The 23,125-nt window shown below is 74.6% G+C and carries 20 protein-coding genes; 12 read left to right on the forward strand and 8 right to left on the reverse strand.

Annotated elements, in window-relative coordinates; all coding sequences use genetic code 11:
* Positions 1-132: 132 nt before the first annotated feature.
* From ABD363_RS16245 to ABD363_RS16260, 4 genes are read right to left on the reverse strand one after another with little or no spacing between them, the layout of a single operon-like run.
* Complete coding sequence (locus ABD363_RS16245; RefSeq protein WP_425577990.1) at positions 133-1,356, reverse strand: ABC transporter permease; 1,224 nt, start codon at positions 1,354-1,356, stop codon at positions 133-135.
* Entirely contained in the window at positions 1,353-2,069 is a 717-nt protein-coding gene (locus ABD363_RS16250) for an ABC transporter ATP-binding protein (RefSeq protein ID WP_344604011.1), read from the reverse strand. Before ABD363_RS16250 ends, ABD363_RS16245 begins: the two co-directional genes overlap by 4 nt.
* Entirely contained in the window at positions 2,066-3,358 is a 1,293-nt protein-coding gene (locus tag ABD363_RS16255) for a peptidoglycan-binding protein (protein WP_344604013.1), read from the reverse strand. The genes ABD363_RS16250 and ABD363_RS16255 overlap by 4 nt, the downstream gene beginning before the upstream one ends.
* Positions 3,355-3,924, reverse strand: coding sequence for a hypothetical protein (locus ABD363_RS16260; RefSeq protein WP_344604015.1), 570 nt, complete (start codon positions 3,922-3,924; stop codon positions 3,355-3,357). Before ABD363_RS16260 ends, ABD363_RS16255 begins: the two co-directional genes overlap by 4 nt.
* 113 nt (positions 3,925-4,037) lie before the next feature.
* Here ABD363_RS16260 and ABD363_RS16265 point away from each other — a divergent pair, with 113 nt between their 5' ends.
* The 4 genes from ABD363_RS16265 to ABD363_RS16280 all read left to right on the forward strand — a co-directional run bounded on the left by ABD363_RS16265 (position 4,038) and on the right by ABD363_RS16280 (position 7,623).
* Positions 4,038-4,691, forward strand: coding sequence for a response regulator transcription factor (locus ABD363_RS16265; protein WP_344604017.1), 654 nt, complete (start codon positions 4,038-4,040; stop codon positions 4,689-4,691).
* Positions 4,672-5,862, forward strand: coding sequence for a sensor histidine kinase (locus ABD363_RS16270; protein ID WP_344604019.1), 1,191 nt, complete (start codon positions 4,672-4,674; stop codon positions 5,860-5,862). The genes ABD363_RS16265 and ABD363_RS16270 overlap by 20 nt, the downstream gene beginning before the upstream one ends.
* 315 nt (positions 5,863-6,177) lie before the next feature.
* Positions 6,178-6,519, forward strand: coding sequence for a hypothetical protein (locus ABD363_RS16275; RefSeq protein WP_344604020.1), 342 nt, complete (start codon positions 6,178-6,180; stop codon positions 6,517-6,519).
* Positions 6,520-6,705: 186 nt separating this feature from the next.
* A complete protein-coding gene (locus ABD363_RS16280) occupies positions 6,706-7,623 on the forward strand; it encodes a TIGR03564 family F420-dependent LLM class oxidoreductase (RefSeq protein WP_344604022.1) in 918 nt (305 codons plus the stop codon).
* A 75-nt stretch (positions 7,624-7,698) separates the two neighbouring features.
* On the opposite strand, the gene ABD363_RS16285 is transcribed toward ABD363_RS16280, so the two are convergent.
* Positions 7,699-8,283, reverse strand: coding sequence for a helix-turn-helix domain-containing protein (locus tag ABD363_RS16285; RefSeq protein ID WP_344604024.1), 585 nt, complete (start codon positions 8,281-8,283; stop codon positions 7,699-7,701).
* A gap of 116 nt (positions 8,284-8,399) precedes the next feature.
* Between ABD363_RS16285 and ABD363_RS16290 the strand changes: the two genes are divergently transcribed.
* From ABD363_RS16290 to ABD363_RS16300, 3 genes are read left to right on the forward strand one after another with little or no spacing between them, the layout of a single operon-like run.
* Positions 8,400-9,236: an EamA family transporter gene (locus ABD363_RS16290; protein ID WP_344604026.1), complete on the forward strand. Its 837-nt coding sequence runs from the start codon at positions 8,400-8,402 to the stop codon at positions 9,234-9,236.
* A 45-nt stretch (positions 9,237-9,281) separates the two neighbouring features.
* Positions 9,282-9,929, forward strand: coding sequence for an FMN-binding negative transcriptional regulator (locus ABD363_RS16295; RefSeq protein ID WP_344604028.1), 648 nt, complete (start codon positions 9,282-9,284; stop codon positions 9,927-9,929).
* 35 nt (positions 9,930-9,964) lie between these two features.
* Positions 9,965-10,672, forward strand: coding sequence for a B3/B4 domain-containing protein (locus tag ABD363_RS16300; protein ID WP_344604030.1), 708 nt, complete (start codon positions 9,965-9,967; stop codon positions 10,670-10,672).
* 104 nt (positions 10,673-10,776) lie between these two features.
* Here ABD363_RS16300 and ABD363_RS16305 read toward each other — a convergent pair whose 3' ends face one another.
* On the reverse strand, positions 10,777-11,664 hold the full coding sequence (locus tag ABD363_RS16305; RefSeq protein WP_344604032.1) for a CAP domain-containing protein: 888 nt from the start codon (positions 11,662-11,664) through the stop codon (positions 10,777-10,779).
* Between the two features lie 1,040 nt (positions 11,665-12,704).
* Here ABD363_RS16305 and ABD363_RS16310 point away from each other — a divergent pair.
* The 3 genes from ABD363_RS16310 (at position 12,705) to ABD363_RS16320 (ending at position 16,470) form a co-directional block, all read left to right on the forward strand.
* Positions 12,705-13,067, forward strand: a complete 363-nt coding sequence (locus ABD363_RS16310) for an STAS domain-containing protein (protein WP_344604034.1) — start codon at positions 12,705-12,707, stop codon at positions 13,065-13,067.
* Between the two features lie 201 nt (positions 13,068-13,268).
* Entirely contained in the window at positions 13,269-14,426 is a 1,158-nt protein-coding gene (locus tag ABD363_RS16315; RefSeq protein WP_344604036.1) for an acyl-CoA dehydrogenase family protein, read from the forward strand.
* 1 nt (position 14,427) lies between these two features.
* On the forward strand, positions 14,428-16,470 hold the full coding sequence (locus ABD363_RS16320) for a SpoIIE family protein phosphatase (protein ID WP_344604038.1): 2,043 nt from the start codon (positions 14,428-14,430) through the stop codon (positions 16,468-16,470).
* Positions 16,471-16,650: 180 nt separating this feature from the next.
* On the opposite strand, the gene ABD363_RS16325 is transcribed toward ABD363_RS16320, so the two are convergent.
* Together ABD363_RS16325 and ABD363_RS16330 are read right to left on the reverse strand one after the other, a co-directional pair.
* Complete coding sequence (locus tag ABD363_RS16325) at positions 16,651-17,013, reverse strand: STAS domain-containing protein (protein ID WP_344604040.1); 363 nt, start codon at positions 17,011-17,013, stop codon at positions 16,651-16,653.
* Positions 17,010-18,317, reverse strand: coding sequence for a PP2C family protein-serine/threonine phosphatase (locus ABD363_RS16330; protein ID WP_344604042.1), 1,308 nt, complete (start codon positions 18,315-18,317; stop codon positions 17,010-17,012). Before ABD363_RS16330 ends, ABD363_RS16325 begins: the two co-directional genes overlap by 4 nt.
* A gap of 245 nt (positions 18,318-18,562) precedes the next feature.
* On the opposite strand from ABD363_RS16330, the gene ABD363_RS16335 reads away from it, so the two are divergent.
* Complete coding sequence (locus tag ABD363_RS16335; RefSeq protein ID WP_344604044.1) at positions 18,563-22,729, forward strand: SpoIIE family protein phosphatase; 4,167 nt, start codon at positions 18,563-18,565, stop codon at positions 22,727-22,729.
* Positions 22,729-23,046, forward strand: a complete 318-nt coding sequence (locus ABD363_RS16340) for an STAS domain-containing protein (RefSeq protein ID WP_344604046.1) — start codon at positions 22,729-22,731, stop codon at positions 23,044-23,046. The genes ABD363_RS16335 and ABD363_RS16340 overlap by 1 nt, the downstream gene beginning before the upstream one ends.
* The last annotated feature ends 79 nt before the right edge of the window (positions 23,047-23,125 follow it).

Here is a 23,125-nt window from a genome sequence, read left to right on the forward strand (position 1 = left end):
CCGTCCCGCGGCACGCCGGTGCCCTCCCCGGCCCGGCGGCCGGGGAGGGCCCGGGCCCGGTCGGGTCCGGGCCCGGCACGGCGCCCCCCGCGGGGGATGTCCGGGGGGCACCGGTGAGCGGGGCGCGGCCGTTCAGGGGGTCGCCAGCGCCTCCGTCGGAGGCAGCCGGGCCGCGCGCACCGCCGGATAGAAGCCCGCCAGCGCACCGATGACCAGGGTCGAACCGACGCCGCCGGCCATGGCCCAGACCGGGACGACCGACGGCCAGCCCTGGTAGGAGGCGTAGCCGATGGTCACCGCGATCCCCAGGGCCACCCCGCCGACGCCGCCGAGCACGGACAGCAGCTGCGACTCGCACAGGAACTGGTTGCGGATCTGGCCCCGGGTGGCCCCCAGCGCGCGGCGCAGACCGATCTCGGAGCGGCGCTCCAGCACGGAGATGACCATGGTGTTGGCCACACCGACGCCGCCGACCAGCAGCGCCACCGCGCCGAGCCCGAGGAGCAGCCCGCTCAGGGTGTCGTCCGTGGCCTCCTTCGCGGCGAGCGCGTCGGACGGCCGGGAGACGGCCACCTCGTCGGGCTTCTCCGGGTTGGCGGTGGCCCCGAGGATGCCCTGCACCGCGGCGACGCGCTCCTCCACGGCCCGTACGTGGATCACCGTCGGGTAGCCGTCGAAGCCGAGCTTCTCCTCCGCGTAGGGCCAGCCGACCAGCGCCTGGGTGTCCAGCTCCGGGGTCAGCTCATTGGGCGCGAGCAGCCCGATCACGGTGAACCAGCGGTCGCCGAGCCACACCTGGACGTCGGGTCCGGCCCGGTGCACCCCGAGCTGCTCGGCGGCGCGGGGGCCGAGCACGACGGACGGGTAGCGCTCGTTGGCCGCGTTCAGCCAGCGGCCGTCGGCCAGCTTCGCGCCGGTCGTCCCGGGCAGGTTGGTCTTCGCCGCGTAGACGGCGATACCGCTGGTCTCGGCCTCGGGGATGTGGTCGTTGCGGTAGACCTTGGCATCGACCTTGCCGAGCGCCGTCACCGACTCCACGTCCGGGATGTTGCCCACCATCTCCACCGCCTCGCTCGGCAGGTGGGAGGCGTCGCCGCTGAGCGACGGGCCCGGCGTGACGGACAGCAGATTGGTGCCCAGGGCGCTCAGCCGCCGGTCCAGGTCCTCCGTGCTGGAGGTGGAGATGCCCACCACGCCCACCATGGCCGCGATGCCGATGGCGATGCCCAGCGCGGACAGGAACACCCGCATGGGGCGGGCCCGCAGCCCGTACCCGCCCACCCGCAGCACGTCGGCGAAGCTCATCCGGGCCGGACGGGGCCGGGAGCCGGCCGCGGGCCGGCCGGGCCCCGTCATCGCTCCGCCCCGGAGGCGACGGCCGCCGGCTCCCGGCCGGCGGCGGCCGAGTCGTGCTCGATCCGCCCGTCCTTGAGCCGCACCTCGCGCGGCAGGGACGCGGCGACGTCCCGGTCGTGCGTGATGACCACGACCGTGGTGCCGGCCGCGTTCAGCTCGTGCAGCAGCTCCAGCACGGTCGCGCCGGACCGGGAGTCGAGCGCGCCGGTCGGCTCGTCGGCCAGCAGCAGCGGGGGATCGCCCAGCACCGCACGGGCGATCGCGACCCGCTGCTTCTCACCGCCGGAGAGCTGGTGCGGCTCGTGGTACAGCCGGTGCCCGAGCCCCACCCGGCGCAGCGCCGCCTCGGCGAGCCGGCGCCGCTCGGCGCGCGGGGTGCCGCTGTAGAGCAGCCCGTCGGCCACGCTGTCCAGCACCGGGATGCCCGCGGTGAGATGGAACTGCTGGAACACGAAGCCGATCGTGCCGGCGCGCAGCGCCGACAGCTCGCGGTCGCTCAGCTCCTCGACCGCGTGGCCGTCGACCCGGACGTGCCCGGAGGTCGGGCGGCTCAGCGTGCCCATGATGTTGAGCATGGTCGACTTCCCGGACCCGGACGGCCCGACGATCGCGACGAGTTCGCCGCGACCGATCACCAGATGCGCGTCGGCCAGCGCGACGACCTCCCCGTACTGCTGGGAGACGCCCGTCAGCTCGACCACGTGCGGCGTCACCTGGGCACCCCCACGTCCATGCCCTCCTCGATGCCCGAGCCCTTCACCTCGACCAGGCCGTCCGCGAACATCCCCAGTTCCACCGGCACCATCTCGCTGCCGCCCCCGGCCTTCGGGACCTCCAGGGCGTAGCCGCCGCCCGGCCGCGCCATCAGCGCGTTGACCGGCACCGCGAGCACGTCCCGGCGGCTGCCGGCCTCCAGGATCACGTCGACGGACGCCGCCTGGTAGCGGCCCAGCTTCTTCTGGTCCTCGATCCTCAGCCGGACCGGAAGGGTCGCCTCGTCCGCGCCCCGGTCCTCGCCGCCGGCCCCGGTCCCGGAACCGGCCGGGCCGCCGCCCGCGGTGCCGATGTCGGTGACCTCGCCCTCCACGGTGCCGCCGTCCGGCAGCCGGACCGTGGCCTTGGAGCCCTCCTCCACCAGGTCCTCGTGCTGCGGGTCCAGGTCCACGGAGACGATCCGCTCGGTGCCCGTCCAGGTCAGCACCTCGCCGCCGGCGACCGTGCCGGGCGAGGCCTTCACCTCCGCGACCCGCCGGGCTCCCGGCGCGACCACCGCGTCCCCGGGCCGTACGGTCCCGGTCTCCTCGGCGTCGAGGTCGTCCTGCCACTCCCGGACCGCCTCGGCGGTGCTCCAGGTGTAGTCGTCGTCCGCCTTGAAGCCGTCGTAGCCCAGGGCGGCGAGGTTGCGCTCCAGCATCCGCACGTCGGCGCCCTCGCTGCCGGGCCTCAGCGTGCGGTAGAGGGGGACGGACCCGTACAGCAGGGGCACCTTGCGCTCGTTGACCCGGTAGACGGAGTCGCCGCGTTCGAGCGTGTCGCCCTCGCCTGGCACCCAGGTGACGAACTCGCCGCCGTCCTGGCCGCCGCCGCTCTGCCCGCCCTGCCCGGACGCGGCGAAACCGTGGGTGACCGCGGTCGGCTCGCCGTGGCCCAGGGTGCCGTCCACGGTCTCGGTGCTGGTCAGCGTCATCCGCTGGACCTTCGCCGTCGCGGCCGGCCCGTCGGGGGCGGTCTGCGCCGCGGATCCGTCGTCGCCGCCGAACGCGCCGGTGGCGGCGAGTCCCGCGGCGGCGGCCACGGCCGTCGCGATCGCCACGAGGAGGGCCGTGCGGCGGGTGCGGCGCCTGCGCCGGTCCGCCGGCGGGCGGTCGGCCTCCCCGGCCACCGCGGGCCGGTCCGCCTCCTCGGCGACGGCCGGTGTCCGCTCCGCGTCGTCCGGGACCGCCGGGGCCCCGCCGGGTTCCACGACGGCCGGCAGGTGTTCCGTCTCGTCCTGCGTGGTCACCGGCCTCCGCCGCCCTGGATCATCATGCCGCCGCCGGGCCACTTGTCCTGGCACGCGGAACGGGCCTGCTGGAAGGCGGGGTCGGCCATGCTGAGGCCGGCGCCGGCGAAGTCGAGAGCCATCTGGCCGCCGTTGATCTCGGGGTCCGGGAAGTTCGGCACGCCGTTCTCGCGGATGCACTCCGCCCAGGCGGCGACCTTCGTCGGGTCGAGCGGCTCACCGCCCTGGGCCTGGCCCTCGGCCTGCGGGGCCTTGTCGCGGCAGGCCTCCATGGCGCCCTGGAACTCGGGCGAGTCGGTGTCGACGCCGCCCGCGTCCATGCGGACACCGCCGTCGGCCTGCTGGGGGTCGGGGAACTCGGGCACGCCCTCCGCGCGCATGCACTCGGCGAATTCCAGCGCCTGGTCGAACGCGCCGTTCGCCGACCCGGAGGAGTCCGAGGTCGCCCCGCCGTCGGAGGCCGCGTCGGACTCGTCGGAACAGCCGCTGATCAGCACGCCCGTGAGCAGCAGGGATACGGGAAGAAGCGCGCGCCCGATCAGGGCGCGACGGTGTGTGGAGAACATGCACGGAGTTGTACGCCCGGCGCGGTTACACGCGGGGAACAACCGCGCCCACCTCTTTCCGCCCTCCCCACGCGTTATTCCCCTGTTACGGCGCCCGGGGCATTCTGACCGGCATGAGAGTGCTGATTGTCGACGACCACCTCGAACTCGCCGAGACGATCGCCGCCGGGCTGCGGCAGGAAGGCATGGCCATCGACCTGGCACTGGACGGCCGGCAGGCGCTGGAGCAGGCCACCGTGTACGACTACCACGTCATCGTGCTCGACCGGGACCTGCCGCTGGTGCACGGCGACGAGGTCTGCCGGGCGCTGATCGAGCACGGCTGCCGGGCCCGCATCCTCATGCTCACGGCCTCCTCCACCGTCGCCGACCGGGTCGACGGACTCAGCCTGGGCGCCGACGACTACCTGACCAAGCCGTTCGCCTTCGCCGAGCTGGTCGCGCGGATCCGCGCCCTCGCCCGGCGCGCGCACCCCGCCGTGCCCCCGGTGCTCACCCACGGCGACCTGTCGCTGTCGCCCGCCGAGCACACCGCCTGGCGCGGCGGACGCCGGCTCGACCTGTCCCCCAAGGAGATGGCCGTGCTGGAGCTGCTGCTGGCCGCGCGGGGCGCGGTGGTGTCCGCGGAGGAACTGCTCGAACGGGCCTGGGACGACGCCACCGACCCGTTCACCAACACCGTGAAGGTGACCATCAGCCGGCTGCGCCGCAAGCTCGGCGACCCACCGGTGATCGAGACGGTGCCGCATGTCGGCTACCGCATCTGAACCGGCCGGCCGGTTCCGCATCCGCTGGTCGGCCCGGCTCCGGCTCACCCTGCTGTACGGGACGCTGTTCCTCGTCTCGGGCGCCACCCTGCTCGCCGTCACCTACCTCCTGGTCGTGCAGAGCCCCGCCTCCAAAGGCACCAAGATCACCACCATGAACGCCTCGCGCGACCCGGCGGTGCGGGAGTTCTCGGCACAGATCTCCTACGTCGCCGACCGCCAGCGCCAGGAGGCGCAGCGCACACTGCTCACCCGGTCCGGGATCGCGCTCGGCGTCATGACCGGTGTCTCCGGCGGGCTGGGCTGGCTGATGGCCGGGCGGGTGCTGCGGCCCGTGCGCGTGATGACGGAACGGGCCCGGCGCATCTCGGCGCACAACCTGCACGAGCGGCTCGCGATGCCCGGCCCCGCCGACGACGAGCTGAAGAACCTCGGCGACACCTTCGACGACCTGCTCGCCCGCCTGGACGCCGCGTTCGACGCGCAGAGACGCTTCGTCGCCAACGCCTCGCACGAGCTGCGCACCCCGCTGACCCTGCAACGCACGGTGATCGAGGTCGCGTTGAGCAACCCGGACCCGGACGTGAGGGCCCTGCGGGCGGTGTGCGAGCGGACCCTGGCCATCGGCGAGGACCAGGAGCGGCTGATCGAGGCGCTGCTGACCCTGGCGAGCAGCCAGAGCGGGGTCTTCCGGACCGAGCCGCTGGACCTCGCCGAGGTCGTCGCCGACGTGCTCGACGACCTCGCGCCCACCCGCCCCGAGGACGTCACCCTGGACGTCGCGCTCGCCCCCGCCGCGACCGAGGGCAGCACCAGCCTGGTGGAACGGCTGGTGACCAACCTGGTCGGCAACGCCCAGCGCTACACCCGGCACGGCGGCTGGATCCGGGTGACCACCGGCCTTCGGGACGGGGCGCCCACGGTGCGGGTCGTGAACAGCGGACCGGTGGTCCCGCGTGAGGCCATCCCGTCGCTGTACCAGCCCTTCCAGCGGCTCGGCCACCGCTCCGCGCGCGCCGACGGCCACGGTCTGGGGCTGTCGATCGTCGCGGCGATCGCCGACGCCCACCGGGCCCGGATCGTCACCGAGCAGGGGCCGGAGGGCGGGCTCGACATCACCGTCGCGTTCCCCCGCCGCGGGGACGGGCGGTACGGGGCGCCCGCGTCCTGATCCCGCAGGCGGGGGAGTCCCGTCCGGGCCCGCGACGCGAGAACCGGCTGGGCGGACGGGCGCTTCCTCGTGCACCGGCGACGGGAGCCGCGCTGCTGTACGAGGCGGTCGACGCGCCGCGCCGGACGGGCCGGTCCGGGCCACGTCCCGCGGCGCCTCCCGGGACGGTCGCGTCTTCGCAGCTCAAAGGGCGGGGCGTCCCGTGTGGTCGTCATTCCCCGACGGTGGCTGGCCGCGGGTGCCGCCCCGCGGCCAGTGTGGTCACGACGACACCGCGTCGGCCTCGGCCGGCCCCAACGAGAGGATCCCGTCACCATGTTCACGTCTCGTCGTCTCGCCGCCGGTACCGCCGGAGCCGTTCTCGCCGTCGGCACCCTCCTCGGATCCGCGGGCTCCGCCCAGGCGGCGCCCGCCGCCGGCGCGGAAGCCCGGGCTGCGGCCGGGGCTCGGGGCGGAACTGCCCCCGCCTGCATCGAACGGGGCCGCAACATCCCCGGCGACCCGTGGGCCAGCGCCACGAACAGGTGCGGCAAGACGATGCGCATCAAAATCATCATCAAGGGCGGGGACGACAGCGGGTGCAAGAGCCTCCCCAACGGCCGGACCATGGTCCACTACTTCGTCACCGGCCACTACCAGAAGACCGTGACCTGCTGACGCCGCGGTCCCGGGGCCGCGCCGGCCGGCCGCCGCACCGGCCGCGGCCCCGGTCCCGTCGAGCGGCCCGCGCGTCGCGGCCGTCGCCGGCGCGCCCGGAGACAGGCGCGGGCCCGCTCCGAAGCCGTCACAAGTTTGTCATGCGCGAGCAGGAATCCCCCCGCGCGCGTGCCGGTTGCCCCGTGCATGACTATCGGAGTAACGCTCCCCCTTGAGGACCGGATCGACGGCGCGGTGCGGCTCGCGAAGGAGGCCCACGAGGCCGGACTGCGTTCCGCGTGGTTCGGGCAGACCTTCGCGTACGACTCCCCCACGCTTGCCGCGATCGTCGGCCGGGAGGTGCCCGGGCTGCACGTCGGGACCGCCGCGATCCCCGTCTTCGGCCGCCACCCGCTGCTGGTCTCCAGCCAGGCCCAGACGGCCCAGGCCGCCACCGGCGGCCGCTACCACCTCGGGCTCGCACTCGGCACCAAGTACCTGACCGAGACCGGCTTCGGCATCCCGTACGAGCGCCCCGTCCGGCTGCTGAGGGAGTTCCTCACCGCCCTGCGCCAGCTGGTGGAGACGGGCAGCGCCGACTTCCGCGGGGAACTGCTCACCGCCGCCCCGCCACTGCCGGCGGCGGTCCCGGGCGCCGAACCGCCCGTGCCGCTGCTGGTCGCCGCCATGGGACCGCAGGCGCTGCGCGTGTCCGGCGAACTCGCGGACGGGATCCTCCCGCTGCTGGCCGGGCCGCGCGCCCTGGCCGAGCACATCGTCCCGGCCGTCACCGCCGCGGCGGAGGCGGCGGGCCGGCCGGCGCCGCGGATCGTGGCGTTCGTCCCCGGCGTGGTCACCGCCGACACCGAGGCCGTGCGGCGGACCGCCGCCGACAAGCTCGCGTTCTACGAGCAGTTCCCCTCCTACCAGCGTGTCATCGGGCTCTCCGGCGGCGCCCGGGCCGCCGACCTCGCCGTCATCGGCGACGAGGAGACCGTCGCCGCCGAGGTGCGGCGCTACCGCGAGGCCGGGGCGACGGAGGTGGTGTTCACCGCGACGGACCTCGGGGGCGAGGCGGACCGGCGCCGCACCTGGAAGCTGCTCGGGGAACTGGCGAACGGCTGAGGGGCCGAGCCCGCGGTTCCGCGCGTGCGCGCCGGGCGCGGCGCGGACGTCGCGGCGGCTCGCGCGGGGTGCGGGTCAGGCGGAGGCGCCGGGACCGGGGGGCAGGTGGACCGTCATGATCAGGTGGCAGGTCCCGGTGCCGGCGCCGCGGTAGGTGTGAGGGGTGTCGCCGTCGAACGTGGCGGTCTGCCCGGCTTCGACGGTGTGCTCGGCGCCGTCGACCACCAGGACCATGCGGCCGGCGGTGACGCTGACGGTCTCCACGACCCCGGCCTGGTGGGGGTGGCTGGGGTACTCCTCGCCCGGCTCCAGCCGCCAGCGCCAGACCTCCACCGGGGCGGGTCCGGAGGTGGTCAGCACGAGCCGGGCCTCGCCGCCCCGTTCCCCGGTCCACAGGGGCGCGACGGTGTCGGCGGCCACGACACGGACGCGCTCCTCGGGCGGCCCCTGCATCAGGGCGGACACCGAGATGCCGAGGGTGTCGGCCAGCCGTACCAGGGTGGCCAGGTTGGGGTTGCCCTGGGCTTTCTCCAGTCCCACCAGAGCCCCCTTGCTGACCTGGGCGCGCCGGCTGAGCTCGTCCAGGGACAGGCCCGCGCGGACGCGGGCCGCCCGGACGTTGTGCGCGACCGTCCGCAGGGTTGCGGCTGTCTCGGCCATCTGATCTCCATCCTCGCCGTCGGACCACCGGAATGCACCGTGCGGTCGTTCGGTTGACACGGGCTGGTCATTGCGTTGTACGGTTCGGTCGTTCCGATGATGGTAAGGGATGTCCTGTGATCGCTCTGCTGCTGGCCCTGGGCAGCTCACTCGCCTACGGGTGCGCCGACTTCCTCGGCGGCCTCGGCGCCCGCAAGGCCCATGTGCTGCGCACCGTGCTGATCGCGGCCCCGGCCAGCCTCGCGGTCGAGCTGATGCTGTGGCCCCTGCTCGGCGCCTCGTTCGGCGCCGGCGCCCTCGGCTGGGGCGCCGCGTCCGGGGTGGCCTCGGCCGCGGCGTTCGCCCTGCTCTACCGCACCCTGGCGATCGGCCCGATGAACGTGCTCTCGCCCGTGACCGCGCTGGTGTCCGCCGCGCTGCCCGTCGGCGCGGGACTGCTGCGGGGCGAGCACCTGACCGGCACCGCACTGATCGGCCTGCCGCTCGCGCTGGCGGCGGTGGTGCTGGTCAGCGCCGGGCACGGCGCCGGGGCGGCACGCCCCTCACGGACCGCGCTGCTGCTGGCCCTCGGCGCGGGCGCCGCCATCGCGCTTCAGCTGGTCTTCCTGCACCGGGCGCCGTCCGACAGCGGGGTGGCCCCGCTGATCGTCGGCCGGACGGTCTCCTCGGCCGTCACCCTGGCCGCGGCGGGACTGATGCGCCGCAGGCTCGGCGCGGAGCGGCCCGCGTACGCGACGTCGGCGGCCGCGGGCGCGCTGGACTCGGTGGCGAACCTGCTGTTCCTGCTCGCGGCCCGCACCGGGGACCTCGCGGTCGTCGCCGTGGTCACCGCCCTCTACCCGGCCGGCACGGTCCTGCTCGCCCGCGGTGTGCTCGCCGAACGCATCCACCGCGGCCAGCTCGTCGGCCTGGGCGCCGCCGCCGTCGCCGTCAGCCTCCTCGCCCTCGCCTGAGCGGGCCCGCAGACCCCCGCCTCACCGCACACCAAGGAGCACCGCATGCTGATCCACCCCTGGGACGCCGGCCTGGACGAAGCCGAGTGGCGGACCTGGATCGCCGACGGCCACGACTTCGGGCTCCTGAGCGTCAACGGCCCGCCCGGCCGGCCCCCCGCCGTCGTCCCCACCCACTTCACCTGCGACGGCGACCACCTCCTGGTCCACCTCGCCCGGCCCAACCCGGTCTGGAAGGCGATCGAGCACGACCCGGACGTCGTCCTCACCGTCATCGGCGACTACGCCTTCGTCCCCGGCCCCTGGCGCGCCCAGGCCGGCGCCCCGCCCACCGACGGCGTCCCCACCAGCTACTACACGGCCGTCCAGTTCACCTGCCGCGCCCACGTCGTCGACGACCCCGAGGCCAAGGCCGAACTGCTGCGCCGCCAGCTCGCCCACTTCCAGCCCGACGGCGACCACGCCCCCGTCGCCGTCGGCCGGCCCCCCTACGGCCGGATGCTGTCCGGCATCCGCGGCCTGCGCCTGGAAGTCGTCGAGGTGCGGGCCAAGTTCAAGTACGACGACCACAAACCCGTCGAGCACCGCGCGGCCGTCGCCGACCGCCTCGCCGCACGCGGCCAGGGCCTGGACGTGCCCACCGCACGGCAACAGCGCCGCCGCCTGGACCGCACCGGCCCCTGGAAGCCCTGACCAGCCATCCCGACGCAGGAACGGAAACCCCGCCCATGCCCGTCTTCCGTCTCGCCCCCGCCCTCGCGGACGCCTTCCCCGACACCCTCATCGCCCTGGTCACCGCCACCGGCCTGCGCGGCCGCGAACCCTGGCCCCGCACCGCGGCCGCCCTGGAGGACCTGGAGCAGCAGCTCGCCGCCGGCGCCTGGCGGCCCGCCGACGAGACCGATCCCCGCATCGAGTCCTGGCACACCGCCTACCGCTCCTTCGGCACCAACCCCCGTCGCGTCCGCCCCAGCGTCGACGCCCTCGGCCGCCGCCTGGCCAAGAAGGGAACCCTGCCGCGCATCAACCCGGCCGTCGACTCCTACAACGTCGTCTCCGTCCGGCACGGCCTGCCCGCCGGCGCCTTCGACCTCGACCGCGTCACCGGCGACGTCGACATCCGCCCCGCGGACGGCACCGAGTCCTTCACCCCGCTCGGCGAACCCGACACCGTCGAGAACCCCAAGCCCGGCGAGATCGTCTACGCGGACACCACCGGCGTCCTGACCCGCCACTGGAACCACCGCGACGCCCACCGCACCCGCGTCACCGAGGACTCCACCCGTGTCACCTTCGTCCTCGAAACCCTCCGGGCCACCCGTGACGGCGCCCTCCTGAAGACCGCGGCCGACGAACTGCGGGGCCTGCTCGCCCCGCACGCCGAGGGAACCACCGTGCACCAGCTCGGCCCGGCGCAACCCCGGGCCGCCGTCTGAGGCCCCGCCGGCCCCGGGCGGCACCGGCGTCCCGCGACGCCCCGGACCGCCGGGGACCGCGCGGACGTCACCGACGCGGCGCTCGGCCTCCCCGGCGCCGCCGCCTACCGGGCGGTTCCGAAGTCCTGCGTCCAGTAGTGGCCGGGCTGGGCGAGACCGACGCCGATCTCCTCGAACGCGCAGTTGAGGATGTTGGCCTTGTGGCCGGGGCTGGACATCCAGCCCGACATGACCTGTTCGGGGGTGCCGTAGCCGTAGGCGACGTTCTCGCCGTAGGTGCTCCAGGCGTAGCCGGCACGTGTGATCCGGTCGCCCGGGGACGACCCGTCGGACCCGGTGTGCGACATGTTCCGGTGGGCCGCCATGTCCTCGCTGTGTGCCTGCGCGGCCTTGGTCAGGGTCGCGTCCAGGGTCACGGAGGAACAGCCGACCTTCTTCCGTTCGGCGTTGACGAGTTCGACGATGCGAGCGGTGACCCCGGACGCCGTGGCGGTGCCCGCCGGCGCTTCCGGCGACGCGGGGGTCGTGGAAGGAGTGGCCTTCGGAGTGCCGGGGGCCGTGGAGGGGGTGGCCTTCGGGGTACCGGGGGTGGCCTTGGGAGTGCCGGGGGTCGTGGAAGGGGTGGCCTTCGGGGTGCCGGGGGTCGTGGAAGGGCTGGCCTTCGGAGTGCCGGGGGTGGCCTTCGGGGCGCTGGAGGGCGCGGTGCTTCCGGGCTTCGGCGCAGTGGGGCGCCGAGCGCCGGCGGAGGCGCTCGGCGTCTTCGACGCCGCGGAGCCGGGCCCGCTGTCCTCGCCGCCGTTCCGGCCGTGACCCCGGTCGGCGTCGTTCCATCCGCCCGTGGCCGCGTCGCCCCTGGCGTTGTGGAACCGGCCCCCCTCGCTGCCCTGCCAGTCGGCGCAGGCCAGGGCGACGGTCGGCACGCCCACCGCGCCCATGGCGACGGCGGCGATGACTATTCGCCGGTAATGCCGGTTCTTGCGGTGCTTCCCCATGCGTGACCTCACTCGGTAGTCGCCGAGCGCCTCGTGCGCGGCTGGCTCTGTGCGGACCCCGCCTCCTGAACGGCGGAGGGGGTCCGCGGACCGTCATTGTTAGGACGGCTCCACAAGGAGCACAAAGGACCGGCGTACTACCTCGCCTCGTAGACCCGGCCGGTCCTTGCCAGGGCCGTGGGGGTGTGCTGGTCCGGCGTCCGAGGCCTTCGCGGATTCCTGTCGCCCTGTCAGAAGGGCCTTTTCCTGCCGGGGGTGGGCGGGAGGAGGGGAGGGGGCGGACGCCGGCGGGTCCGGCCTCGTCCCGCCCGAATCAAGCCGGACAAATCCTCTATGTCGCCATAGTGGTTTCTACTATTGCGCGCGCTCAGCTCCCGGATCCGGCGTGAGGGATGTCACTGGACCACGGCTTCAGGCCCGGCCGGCCCGCCGGCACCGCCTGCCGGGTCCCCTGCGGAGCGGCTTCCCGCGGGGCGCGGTCGCGCCCGTCGGGCCGGGAGCTCCCGGTGAGGCGGTGAGGCGGGGGCCGGGGCACGGGCCGGCTTCGCGGGGGCCGGGAGGCGGACCGGCGCCGGCCGTGCGGCGGGGAGGGCCCGTCGTCCGGTCCGGCGACCTGTCGGCCCCGGCCCGGTCCGTCGGCGCGGCACCGCGCCCGTCGTCGACCGGGCGGCCTCGGCCGGCGTCCTGCCGTGGCGCCCCCACGACCCGCCGCCGGCTCTCCCGGACGGCGACGCGGACAGGCGCCGCCCCGCCGCGGACCGTCCCGGGCCGTGTCCCGCCGGCCACCGGCGCGCCCCCCGCGATCGGCGGTACGGCGCCGAGTCCGGGCCCCGCTGCCGGACGCCCGGCGCCGCCCTCCGCGGAGTTCCGCGACTTCGTACGATAAGTCAGCTGATCCGGGACCCCGTCGGGCCCAGCACGGAGCAGCACCGCACAGCGCGGGGAGCGACGGCGAGGAGGCCACCGCTTTCCGTGCGGACAGCGTGGCCTGCGAGGCTGTGCTGTGACCGCCCCATCAGCCCCGTCGCCCAGGAGACACGGTGACCGAGAAAGAGCGCACTCTGGACATCGCCCAGCGGCCCGATCCGGCCGGGCCGATCGTGCTGCGTCTGGATGGCGAACTCGACTACCACACGGTTCCCCGTCTCAAACAGGCCCTCGACGACATCCCCTTCGCGCAGGGCTCCGGCGTGATCTTCGACCTGTCGGGCCTGGAGTACTGCGACTCCAGCGGACTGACCGCGCTCATCGCCGCCCACCACCGCGCCGACGCCGCCGGATCCACGGTGAGCATCGCCGGCCTCAGGCCCCACCTGGCCCGTGTGTTCGGCATCACCGGACTGGACCAGTTCTTCACCCTGCACTCCAGTACCGAGCAGGCCCTGGAACACCTGCGGCGCTGAACGGGGCCCGGCCGCACCGGGACGAGGCGGCGAGGAGACCGCCGGCCACCGCCGCGCGGCCCGCGGCGCAGAACGCCGGCCCGCTGCCGCCTCCGGGGCGAGTGGGGGAAACCCCCGCCGACGTGGCATTGTTGATCGGGTTGACCGGTACGAAAAACGGACAGCGCCGGCACACGGACGTGAGGGCGAAGGCGGTAGACGGTGGCGAGGACGGAACTGGGAACAGCGGTGGCCGCGGCGCGCCGGCTGTCTGAGGAGGTCCTCGCCCCGCAAGCGGCTGCCGTGGACGCCGAGCGGCGCTGGCCCGCCGAGGGCATGGCGGCCCTGCGCGCCGAACTCGGCGGCCTGGTCGTGCCCGAGGAGGCCGGCGGGATGGGGCACGGCCTGCTGGCGGTGGCGCAGGTGGGCGAAGTGACCGGACGGGCCTGTGCCTCGACCTCCATCTGCTTCGGCATGCACCTGGTCGCCTCCGCGGTGATCGCGGCCAAGGCCACCGACCACCACCGGCGTCACTACCTCGAACCCATCGCCGCCGGTGAGCACCTGACCACGCTGGCTCTCTCCGAGCCCGGGACGGGAGGCGAGTTCTGGCTGTCCCAGACCCGCATGGAGACCCGGGGGAGCGAGCTCGTCCTGACCGGGGCGAAGAGTTTCGTGACCAACGGCGAGCACGCGGACTCCTACGTGGTGTCCACCGTCGCCGCCGGCGACGACGCCCTGCCCGGCCAGTTCTCCTGCGTGGTCCTCGACGGCGACACCCCCGGGATGACCTGGGGCCCGCCGTGGACGGGCCTGGGCATGCGGGGCAACGCCTCGCGGACCATGCGCCTCGACGGCGCGGCCCTGCCCCGCACCCGTCTGCTCGGGGAGGAGGGCGACGAGATCTGGTACGTCTTCAACGTCGTCGCCCCCTACTTCCTGACCGCCATGGCGAGCACCTACCTGGGCGTGGCCTCCGCCGCCCTGGAGGAGGCCCGCAGCCACCTGCTGCGCCGCCGCCACACGCACAGCGGCAGCACCCTGGCCGCCCAGCCGCTGGTGCAGCACCGCCTGGGCGCCATGTGGGCGCGCGTCGAGCGCACCCGGCGCCTGATCTACCAGGCCGCCACGGAAGCCGACGCCGGCGGGCCCGAGGGGCTGCTGGGCCTGTGCTCCGCCAAGGCCGAGGTGGCCGAAGCGGCCGAATCGGTGATCAACGACGCCCTCACGCTGACCGGGGGCATCGGCTACTCCGAGGAAGGCCCCCTGCACCGCCACCTGCGGGACGCCCGCGCCGCCCACGTGATGGCACCCCTGACCGACACCCTGCGGGTGTGGACCGGCAGGGCCCTGCTCGATCAGCCGCTCATGGGAAGCTGAGGTGCCCGGCTCCGCCTCGCCCCACGTGCTCCTGGCGGGCGTGGACGACGCCACCGAGGCCGTACTGCGGACGGAACTCGGCGGCCGGGCCGCCGTACGCCGCCTCCCCTCCGGCGAAGCCGTGCCGCCCGACGCGGCGGACGAGCCGACCCTGCTGGTCGTGGGAGCGGACGTGCCCGCCCCGGCCGGCCTGGTCAGCGCCCTCCAGACCCGGACACGGCACCTGGCGGTCATCGTCGTCACCGGCCGGGCCGGCGCCGACGACACCTCGGCCCTGTCACTGCTCGCCCCGGCCGAGCGACTCGCCTACGTGCGCGCCGACGACCCGGACGGCCTCGCCCGCGCCGCCCGGTCGATGCTCGACCGGCTGGCCCTGCAGCACGCCTACCGCACCGCCCAGGCCGCGGCCCAACGCCGGCTGCTCGCCGGCGGCGAAGTGGCCCGGCAGCCCGGCGAGCAGCTGTTCGGCCCGCTCTACCACCAGGTCCTCATCGGCGCCGTCGCGGTGGACGCCGCCGGCCGCGTCATCGCCTGGAACCGCAAGGCCGCCGACATCCTCTCCCTGCGGAACGACGCGGCAGGCCGCTCCTTCCCGCTCCTGTTCCCCCCGCACGTCCGAGGGGACCTGCGCGAACACCTGGCTCGCGCCGCCCTCGTCCCCTCCCCGCCCACGCTGTTCGAACGCCTCGGCGACGACGGGGCCGCGCAGACCCTGCGGATGAGCGCCCAAGCCGTGACCAACCCCGACGGCACCACGCACACGCTGGTCATACTGGAGGACATCACCAGCAGCACCGAGACCCGGCGCCAGCTGGCCGAGCGCACCAGCCACGCCCTCCTCAGCGGCGACGTCGCCGCCGCCATGACCGCCGGCGACCCCCTGCGGCAGCGCCTGCAGCGCTCCGCGCAGGCCGTCGTCGACCGGCTGGGCGTCGCCGTGGCCCGCATCTGGACGCTCGACGCCCAGGAGAACACGCTCGTCCTGCAAGCCGCCGCCGGGCCCCACGGCCACCTCGACGGCGGCCCCTCCCGCATCCGGGTGGGAGATCCCGGCGTCGGGCTCATCGCCGCCGAACGCAAACCGCACCTGACCAACGCGGTGACCGACGACCGGTACGCCGACGACCAGGACTGGATCCGTCGTGAAGGGATGGCCGCCTTCGCCGGCTACCCGCTGATCAACGACGGCGAGCTCATGGGCGTCATGGCCCTCTTCAGCCGTCGGCCACTGCCCGAGACGGCCTTCGAGTCCCTGGCCGGCATCGCCGGCCAGATCGCGGTCGGCATCAGCCAGGACCGTCTCCTGGACCGCCTGCGCGCCACCACCGAAGCCCTCCAGAGGCCGCTGCTGCCGCCCGACCTGCCCACGCTGCCCGGCCTGGACATCGTCGCCCGCTACCGCGCACAGGGCGACAGCCTGGACATCGGCGGCGACTTCTACGACGTCTTCCCGCTGCCCGACGGGCAGTGGGCCCTGACCCTGGGAGACGTCTGCGGCAAGGGCCCCACCGCGGCCGCCGTCACCGGACTGGTCCGCCACACCCTGTGGACCGCCGCCCAGCAGGATCCCGACCCGGCACACGTCCTGCCCTCCGTCCACCGGGCCCTGCTCCGGGAGAACAGCCCCTTCTGCACCCTCGTCTACGCCCTGCTGGACCCCTCCGACACCCCCGTACGCCTGCGCGTCACCTCCGCCGGCCACCCGGCCCCCCTGCTGCGCCGCCGCGGCGGCCGGACGCGGCTCCTGGAGGAGCACGGCCCCCTGCTCGGCGCCTTCAGGGCCACCGGCCATCCCGTGCAGAGCACGGTCCTCCACCCCGGCGACAGCCTGATCCTGTACACCGACGGCTTCACCGAAGGCTCCGGAGCCCACCTGAGCCGGGAACCCGAGGACCTCGCCGCCCTCCTGGCCTCCTGGACCGGCCCGTCCGACGACCGGCTCGCCGACCGGCTGGCCGACCTGCTCTTCACCGACGCCGTCACCCGCTGGGCGGGCCGGCTCCGCGACGACCTCGCGCTCGTCGCGATCAGCGCACACCCGTGACCCCCGGCCCCGGGGAACGCCGCGGGACCCCCGCCGCAGACACCGGCCCCCGGCCCGGACGCCCCTCCCCGGGCCGGGGCGCGCGGCTCACGACGCCGCCGGGGCCGCCCGCCCCGCCGCGGTCCGCGGGCGCGTCGCACCGGGCGGTGCCGGGCCGGGCCCCGGCCGGAAGCCGCGTGGTCAGCTGTGCGGTGGGGCGAGGGCGTCGTCGACGGTGGGGTGGAAGGTGAAGACCTGGTCGAGGCCGACGACGTGGAAGACGCGCAGCAGGTCGGGGTTGACTCCGGCGAGGCCGAGGGAGGCGCCGGCCGCGGTGGCGCGGTTGTAGGCGGTGACGAGGACGGTGATGCCGGTGGAGTCGCAGTAGGTCAGCTCGGTCAGGTCGATGACCAGGCGGGTGCCGGCGTCGAACGTGATGTCGTCCAGGGCGGCGGTGAGCCGGGGCGCGGTGTGGTGGTCGAGTTCACCGGCCACCTTCAGCAGGACGGGACCGGCCGGGCGGTCGTGCCGGGTGAGGGAGAGCGTGTGCTGGATCTCGGTCACCGGGTCTCCTGGGTGGGTGGTGCGAGGCGTGGGGGGACGGACAGGGCGAGCAGCGCGGTGTCGTCGGTGACTCCGGGGCCGAGACGGCGCAGCAGCTCGTCCACGCTGCTCAGGAGGTGGTCGGCCGACCGGGGGCGGGCCCGGGAGAGGTGCGCGGTCAGACCGTCCTGGCCGAGCATGGTGCCGTCGGGCGCGTGCGCCTCGATGAGGCCGTCGGTGTACATCAGCAGCGCTTCGCCGGGGCGCAGCCGGGTGGTGGTCCGGACGAAACGGGGGCGGGGAAGCAGGCCGATGAGCTGTCCGCCGGCGGTGGAGAGGGCCTCCACGGTCGCGTCGGCGCGCAGGGCCAGGGCCGGGGGATGGCCGCCGCCGGCCAGGGTGAGGGCGAAGGAGCCGTCGGGCGCGGGGTCGAGGACGCCGAAGAGGGCGGTGCAGTGGCGGGGATCGTCGCCCTGGTACTCGCCCTTGAGGACGGTGTCGAGGTTGGCGAGCGCGGCGCACGGATCGGGGTCGTAGATGGCGGCGGCGCGCAGGGTGTAGCGCGTCAGGGAGGTCAGGGCGGCGGCGTCGGCGCCCTTGCCGCACACGTCGCCGATGAAGAAGGCCCAGCGGCCGTCGTCGAGGGGGAACAGGTCGTAGAAGTCTCCGCCGACCTCGTCGGCCGAGGCGGTGTGGTAGGCGGCGGCCGCCTGCAGCCCGGGCACGGCGGGCAGCGCCGGGGGCAGCAGGGTGCGCTGCAGGGTGCGCGCCAGGCGTTCGGCGTCGGCGCGGCGGTCGCGTTCGGCGGCGACGGTGCGCAGGGCCGACAGACGCAGTTCCATCTCGTCCATCACCAGGGCGGCGAGGTCCTGCAGGGCGGCGAGCTGGTCGTCGCTGGGCCGGCGGGGCCGGGTGTCCCACACGTCGACGGTGCCCAGGCGCTGCCCGTCGCGGGTGGTGATGGGCGCGGCGGCGTAGAAGCGGATCCCGGGCTCGCCCCGGACCAGGGGGTGGGACAGGGCGCGGGGATCGGTGCGGGCGTCGGGGACGACGTAGGGCTCGCCGTGGAGGATGGCGGAGGCGCACAGCCCGGGATCGCGGCCGATCTGCGTGATGCCGTCCAGACCGTGCGTGGCCGCGAACCACACCCGGTCGGCGTCCACGACCGACACACTGGCCATGGGCGCGTCGAAGACCCGGGCGGCGAGCGCGGCGATCCGGTCGAACGCCCCGTCGGGCGCGGTGCCCAGGACCTGGTAGCGGCGCACCGCGGCCAGCCGCGCCTCCTCCCCGGACACCTCTTCCCCGGACGACGGAGTCAGCACCCTCGTCGGTGTACTCGCCGTCATGCCCCGCCGTCCCGTTGTGCCGTGTGCGCTCCGCCGTGCCGTCCCGGGCGCAGGCGCCGGGAACGACTGGCTTATCCTACGAAGTCGTCGGAGCAAGGGGTAGGGCAGGCCAGGGCGTGCCGGGACGCCGCGCGACGCCCGGGCCGGACGCGCGGTGCGACGAGTGCGGCGGACACGGGCACGGGCGGCACAGGCAGGGCCCGGGAACGAAGGGGTGTCGAATGGCGCGGGTGGATGACGCTGGGCACGAGCCGCCGGCCGCGGCCCGGGCCGACGTGTTCGCCGCCGACGAAGTGGTGGGCGGCGACCTCGCCGCGGTGGACTGGACGGCCACCCCCCTGGGGCCGCCGGAGAGCTGGCCGCAGAGCCTGCAGACCGCGGTCAGCATCCTGCTGTCGTCGAAGTTCTCCATGTGGATGGCGTGGGGCCCCGAACTCACGTTCTTCTGCAACGACGCCTACCGGCGGGACACGCTGGGACGCAAGTACCCCCGGGCGCTGGGGCGGCCGGCCCGCGAGGTGTGGGCGGAGATCTGGGACGACATCGGCCCGCGCATCGACACCGTGCTGGCCACGGGCAGGGCGACCTGGGACGAGGCGCTGCTGCTGTTCCTGGAACGGTCGGGATACCCGGAGGAGACCTACCACACCTTCTCCTACAGCGCCCTGCGGGACGACGCCGGGGCGGTGGTCGGCATGCTCTGCGTGGTCAGCGAGGAGACCGAGCGGGTCATCGGCGAACGGCGCATGACCACCCTGCGCGATCTCGGCTCCGATCCGAGCGTGGTGCGCACCGAGCAGGAGATGCTGGACTTCGCCGCCCGGCAGCTCGACCGCAACCCGTGGGACCTGCCGTTCACCATGACCTACCTGTTCCAGGAGGACGGCTCCGCGCGGCTCGCCGCGACCACCGGGATCGAAGCCGGCCATCCGGCGGGACCCGCGGTGGTGGCGCTCGACGACCCGGACGCCGTGTGGCCGGCCGCCGCGCTGGCGCGCGGCGAGTCGGCGGTGGTGGAACTCGACGGCGCCCCGTTCACCGGCCTGCCGAGCGGCGCCTGGGAGGAACCGCCCACCCAGGCCCTGGTGGTGCCGCTGCTGCAGCAGGGCAGCGCGCCCTACGGCTTCCTCGTGGCCGGACTGAACCGCTACCGGTTCCTGGACGACACCTACCGCGGCTTCATCGAACTGGTCGCGGGGCACGTCGCCACGGGGATCGGCAGCGCCCGCAGCTACCAGGCGCAGCAGCGCAGGGCCGAGGAACTGGCCGAACTGGACCGCGCGAAGACCACGTTCTTCTCCAACATCAGTCACGAGTTCCGCACCCCGCTGACGCTGATGATGGGACCGCTGGAGGAACTGCGCACCCGGTTGGCGCAGGCCGACCCCCAGGTGCGCGAGGAGCTGGAGGTCATCCGCCGCAACGGGCTGCGCCTGGGCAAACTGGTCAACACCCTGCTGGACTTCTCCCGCATCGAGGCGGGCCGTATGCGGGCCACCTACGAGCCGGTCGACCTGGCCGCGGTCACCGCCGAGCTGGCCAGCGTCTTCCGCTCCGCCGTCGACAAGGCCGGCCTGTCCTTCGACGTCGACTGCGCCCCGCTCGACCAGCCGGTCCATATCGACCGCGGCATGTGGGAGAAGGTGGTGCTCAACCTCCTCAGCAACGCCCTGAAGTTCACCTTCGAGGGCGCGATCCGCGTCTCGGTGCGGGCCGAGGACGGACAGGCCGTGGTCACGGTCGAGGACACCGGCATCGGGGTGGCCGCCGACGAGATGCCGCGGCTGTTCGAGCGTTTCCACCGGATCGAGAACGCCCGGTCCCGCTCCAACGAGGGCAGCGGCATCGGCCTGGCCCTGGTCAAGGAACTCGTCGGCCTGCACGGCGGCACCATCACCGCCGACAGCGTCGAGGGCGAGGGCACCCGCTTCACCATCCGGCTGCCCTTCGGCACCGCGCACCTGCCCGCCGACGCCGTCGCGTCCGCCCCGGGCGCCAAAACGGTGTCCGCCACCGCCGACCCCTATGTGCAGGAAGCCCTGCGCTGGCTGCCCCCGGACACGGAGACGTCCGCCGACAGCGCCGCGGCGACGGACCAGGACACCGCCGTCCCCGCCGCCGGGCCGTCGTCCCCGGCCCACGTGCTCGTCGCCGACGACAACGCCGACATGCGCGAGTACCTCACCCGCCTGCTCAAGGGCGCCGGGTACCAGGTCACCGCCGTCACCGACGGCCAGGAAGCCCTCGACGCCGTCCGCTCCCGGATCCCCGACCTGCTGGTCAGCGACGTCATGATGCCCCGCCTGGACGGCCTGTCCCTGGTGGGGGCGCTGCGCGCCGACTCGCGTACCGCCTCCCTGCCCGTGCTGCTGCTGTCGGCCCGGGCCGGGCAGGAAGCCTCCATCGAGGGCCTGCAGGCCGGCGCCGACGACTACCTCGTCAAGCCCTTCGCCGCCGCGGAACTCCTCGCCCGCGTCCGCGCCAACATCGAGCTGGCCCGGCTGCGCACCCACCACACCCGCTGGCGGGCGGCGCTGATCGACTCGCTGCAGGAGGCCTTCTTCGTCTGCGACGAGGACGGCGCGGTGGTGGAGATCAACACCGCCTTCACCGACATCCTCGGCTACGGCCCGGAGGGCCTGCCCTACCCGCCGATCCACCCGTGGTGGCCGGACGCCGCCGGCGACCCCGAGGCCCACCGGCAGGTCGAGGCCGCCTTCGCCCAGCTGCTGGGCAACCCCCGGGGCAGCTACACCATCCCCGTCACCCACCGCGACGGCCACCGGCTGTGGGTCACCGCCACCTTCAACCAGGCGCAGGACCCCGACACCGGACGCCAGGTGACCGTGGGCACCTTCCGCGACGTGACCGCCGAGCACTACGCCATCCAGCGCGAGAGCGCCCTCGCGAGCCTCAGCACCCGCCTGTCGCAGGCCACCAGCCTGTCCGACGCGCTCACCGGCGCGCTCCACGAGCTGAAGGACCTCTGGCGCGCGCAGGAGGTCCTGGCCGCCGTCTTCCGCCACGGCGAGGACCCCGCCCTGACCACGACCGAAACCCCCCGCACCTGGCAGGACCTGTCCGACGACCGGCGCGAGACGCTCACCGATCTGCGCCGGCGGCCCCTGCTCACCCCGGCCGCCGCCCAGACCGGGGCCGGCATCCTCCTGGAGCACCCCGACGGCCCGCTGGCCCTCTGGGTCGACCTGGGCGAACACCGGCCCTTCACCGGCGAGGACCAGCTCCTGCTGTCCCTGCTGGCCGGTCACCTCGCGCAGGGCCTCGTCCGCGTCCACCAGATCGACCAGCAGCGCGAGACCGCCCTCGCCCTGCAACGCGCCATCCTCGGCCCCTCCCGGCTCCCCGACGGCTTCGCCGTCCGCTACGAGCCCGCCACCCAGCCCCTCGAAGTCGGCGGCGACTGGTACGACACGATCAGCCTGCCCGACGGCCGGATCGGCATCGTCGTCGGCGACTGCGTCGGCCGCGGCCTGGAAGCCGCCAGTGTCATGGGGCAACTGCGCAGCGCCTGCCGCGCCCTGCTGCTGCAGGACGCCAGCCCCGCACGCACCCTCATGGCCCTGGACCACTTCGCCGCGGGCATCCCCGGGGCGGTGTGCACCACCGTCTTCTGCGGCGTCCTCGACCCGGGCACCGGACACCTGACCTACTCCAGCGCGGGTCACCCGCCGGGCATCCTCGCCCATGCCGACGGCACCACCCACCTGCTGGAGGGCGGGCGTTCCCTGCCGCTGGCCGTCCGCCCCGGCAGGACGCGCCCGGAGGGCGAGTGCACCATGCCCGCCCGCGCCACCCTGCTGCTGTACACCGACGGTCTCGTCGAGCGCCGGCGCCGCCCGCTGAGCGTGGGCATCGACCAGGCCAGCGAGGCCGTCCAGGAAGGCCGCGACGTCGCGGTGGAGGAACTGGCCTCGCAGGTCATGAGCCGCCTGGAGCCCAGCGACGGCTACGACGACGACGTCGCTCTGCTGCTCTACCGCCATCCGGCCCCGCTGGAGATGGCCTTCCCCGCCGAGTCCTCCCAGCTGGCTCCCGTCCGCAAGGCCCTGCGCAGCTGGCTCGACCAGTGCGACCTCCCGCCGCACACCGTCCAGAACGTCCTCGTGGCGGCAGGCGAGGCCTGCGCCAACGCCATCGAGCACGGCCACCGGGACGCGCCGGGGGAGATCATCCGCCTGCGCGCGGAGGCCTACGTCCAGGACCTGCGCCTCACCGTCACCGACACCGGCCGGTGGAAGAAGCCTCAGCCCGAACGCAACGGACACCGCGGCCGCGGCGTCACGCTGATGCAGGCACTCATGCACCGCGTCACCATCACCCCCGGCACTGCCGGCACCACCGTCGACATGCATACGAGGATCGCCTGATGACCACCCCCCTCACTCTTACTCCCGGCCAACGCACGGACGGCAGCGCCTCGTTGACGGTCGCGGGGGAGATCGACATGAGCAACGCCCGCCTGCTCGCCGAAGCCCTCGACAGGACCACGGGCCCCCTCGTCGTGGACCTGACGGGGGTGGAGTACCTGGACAGCGCCGGCCTGAGTGTGCTCTTCGCCCACAGCGACCGTCTGGAACTCATCGCCACCCCGCTCCTGTCACCCGTTCTCACCATCTCCGGACTCGCCGACATCACCACCACCCACGGACTGACCGCGGACAGCTCCCGGTCGTCCGAGCGCTGACCCCGCGGCGGGCCGGCCCGGTCCACGGGGAGGCGGCCGGGCACGCCGTGCGCCGGTGCCGGCGCCGTCCGGCGGCTCC

It is taken from the genome of Streptomyces glaucus (assembly GCF_039533365.1).
Taxonomy (GTDB): Bacteria; Actinomycetota; Actinomycetes; order Streptomycetales; family Streptomycetaceae; genus Streptomyces; species Streptomyces glaucus.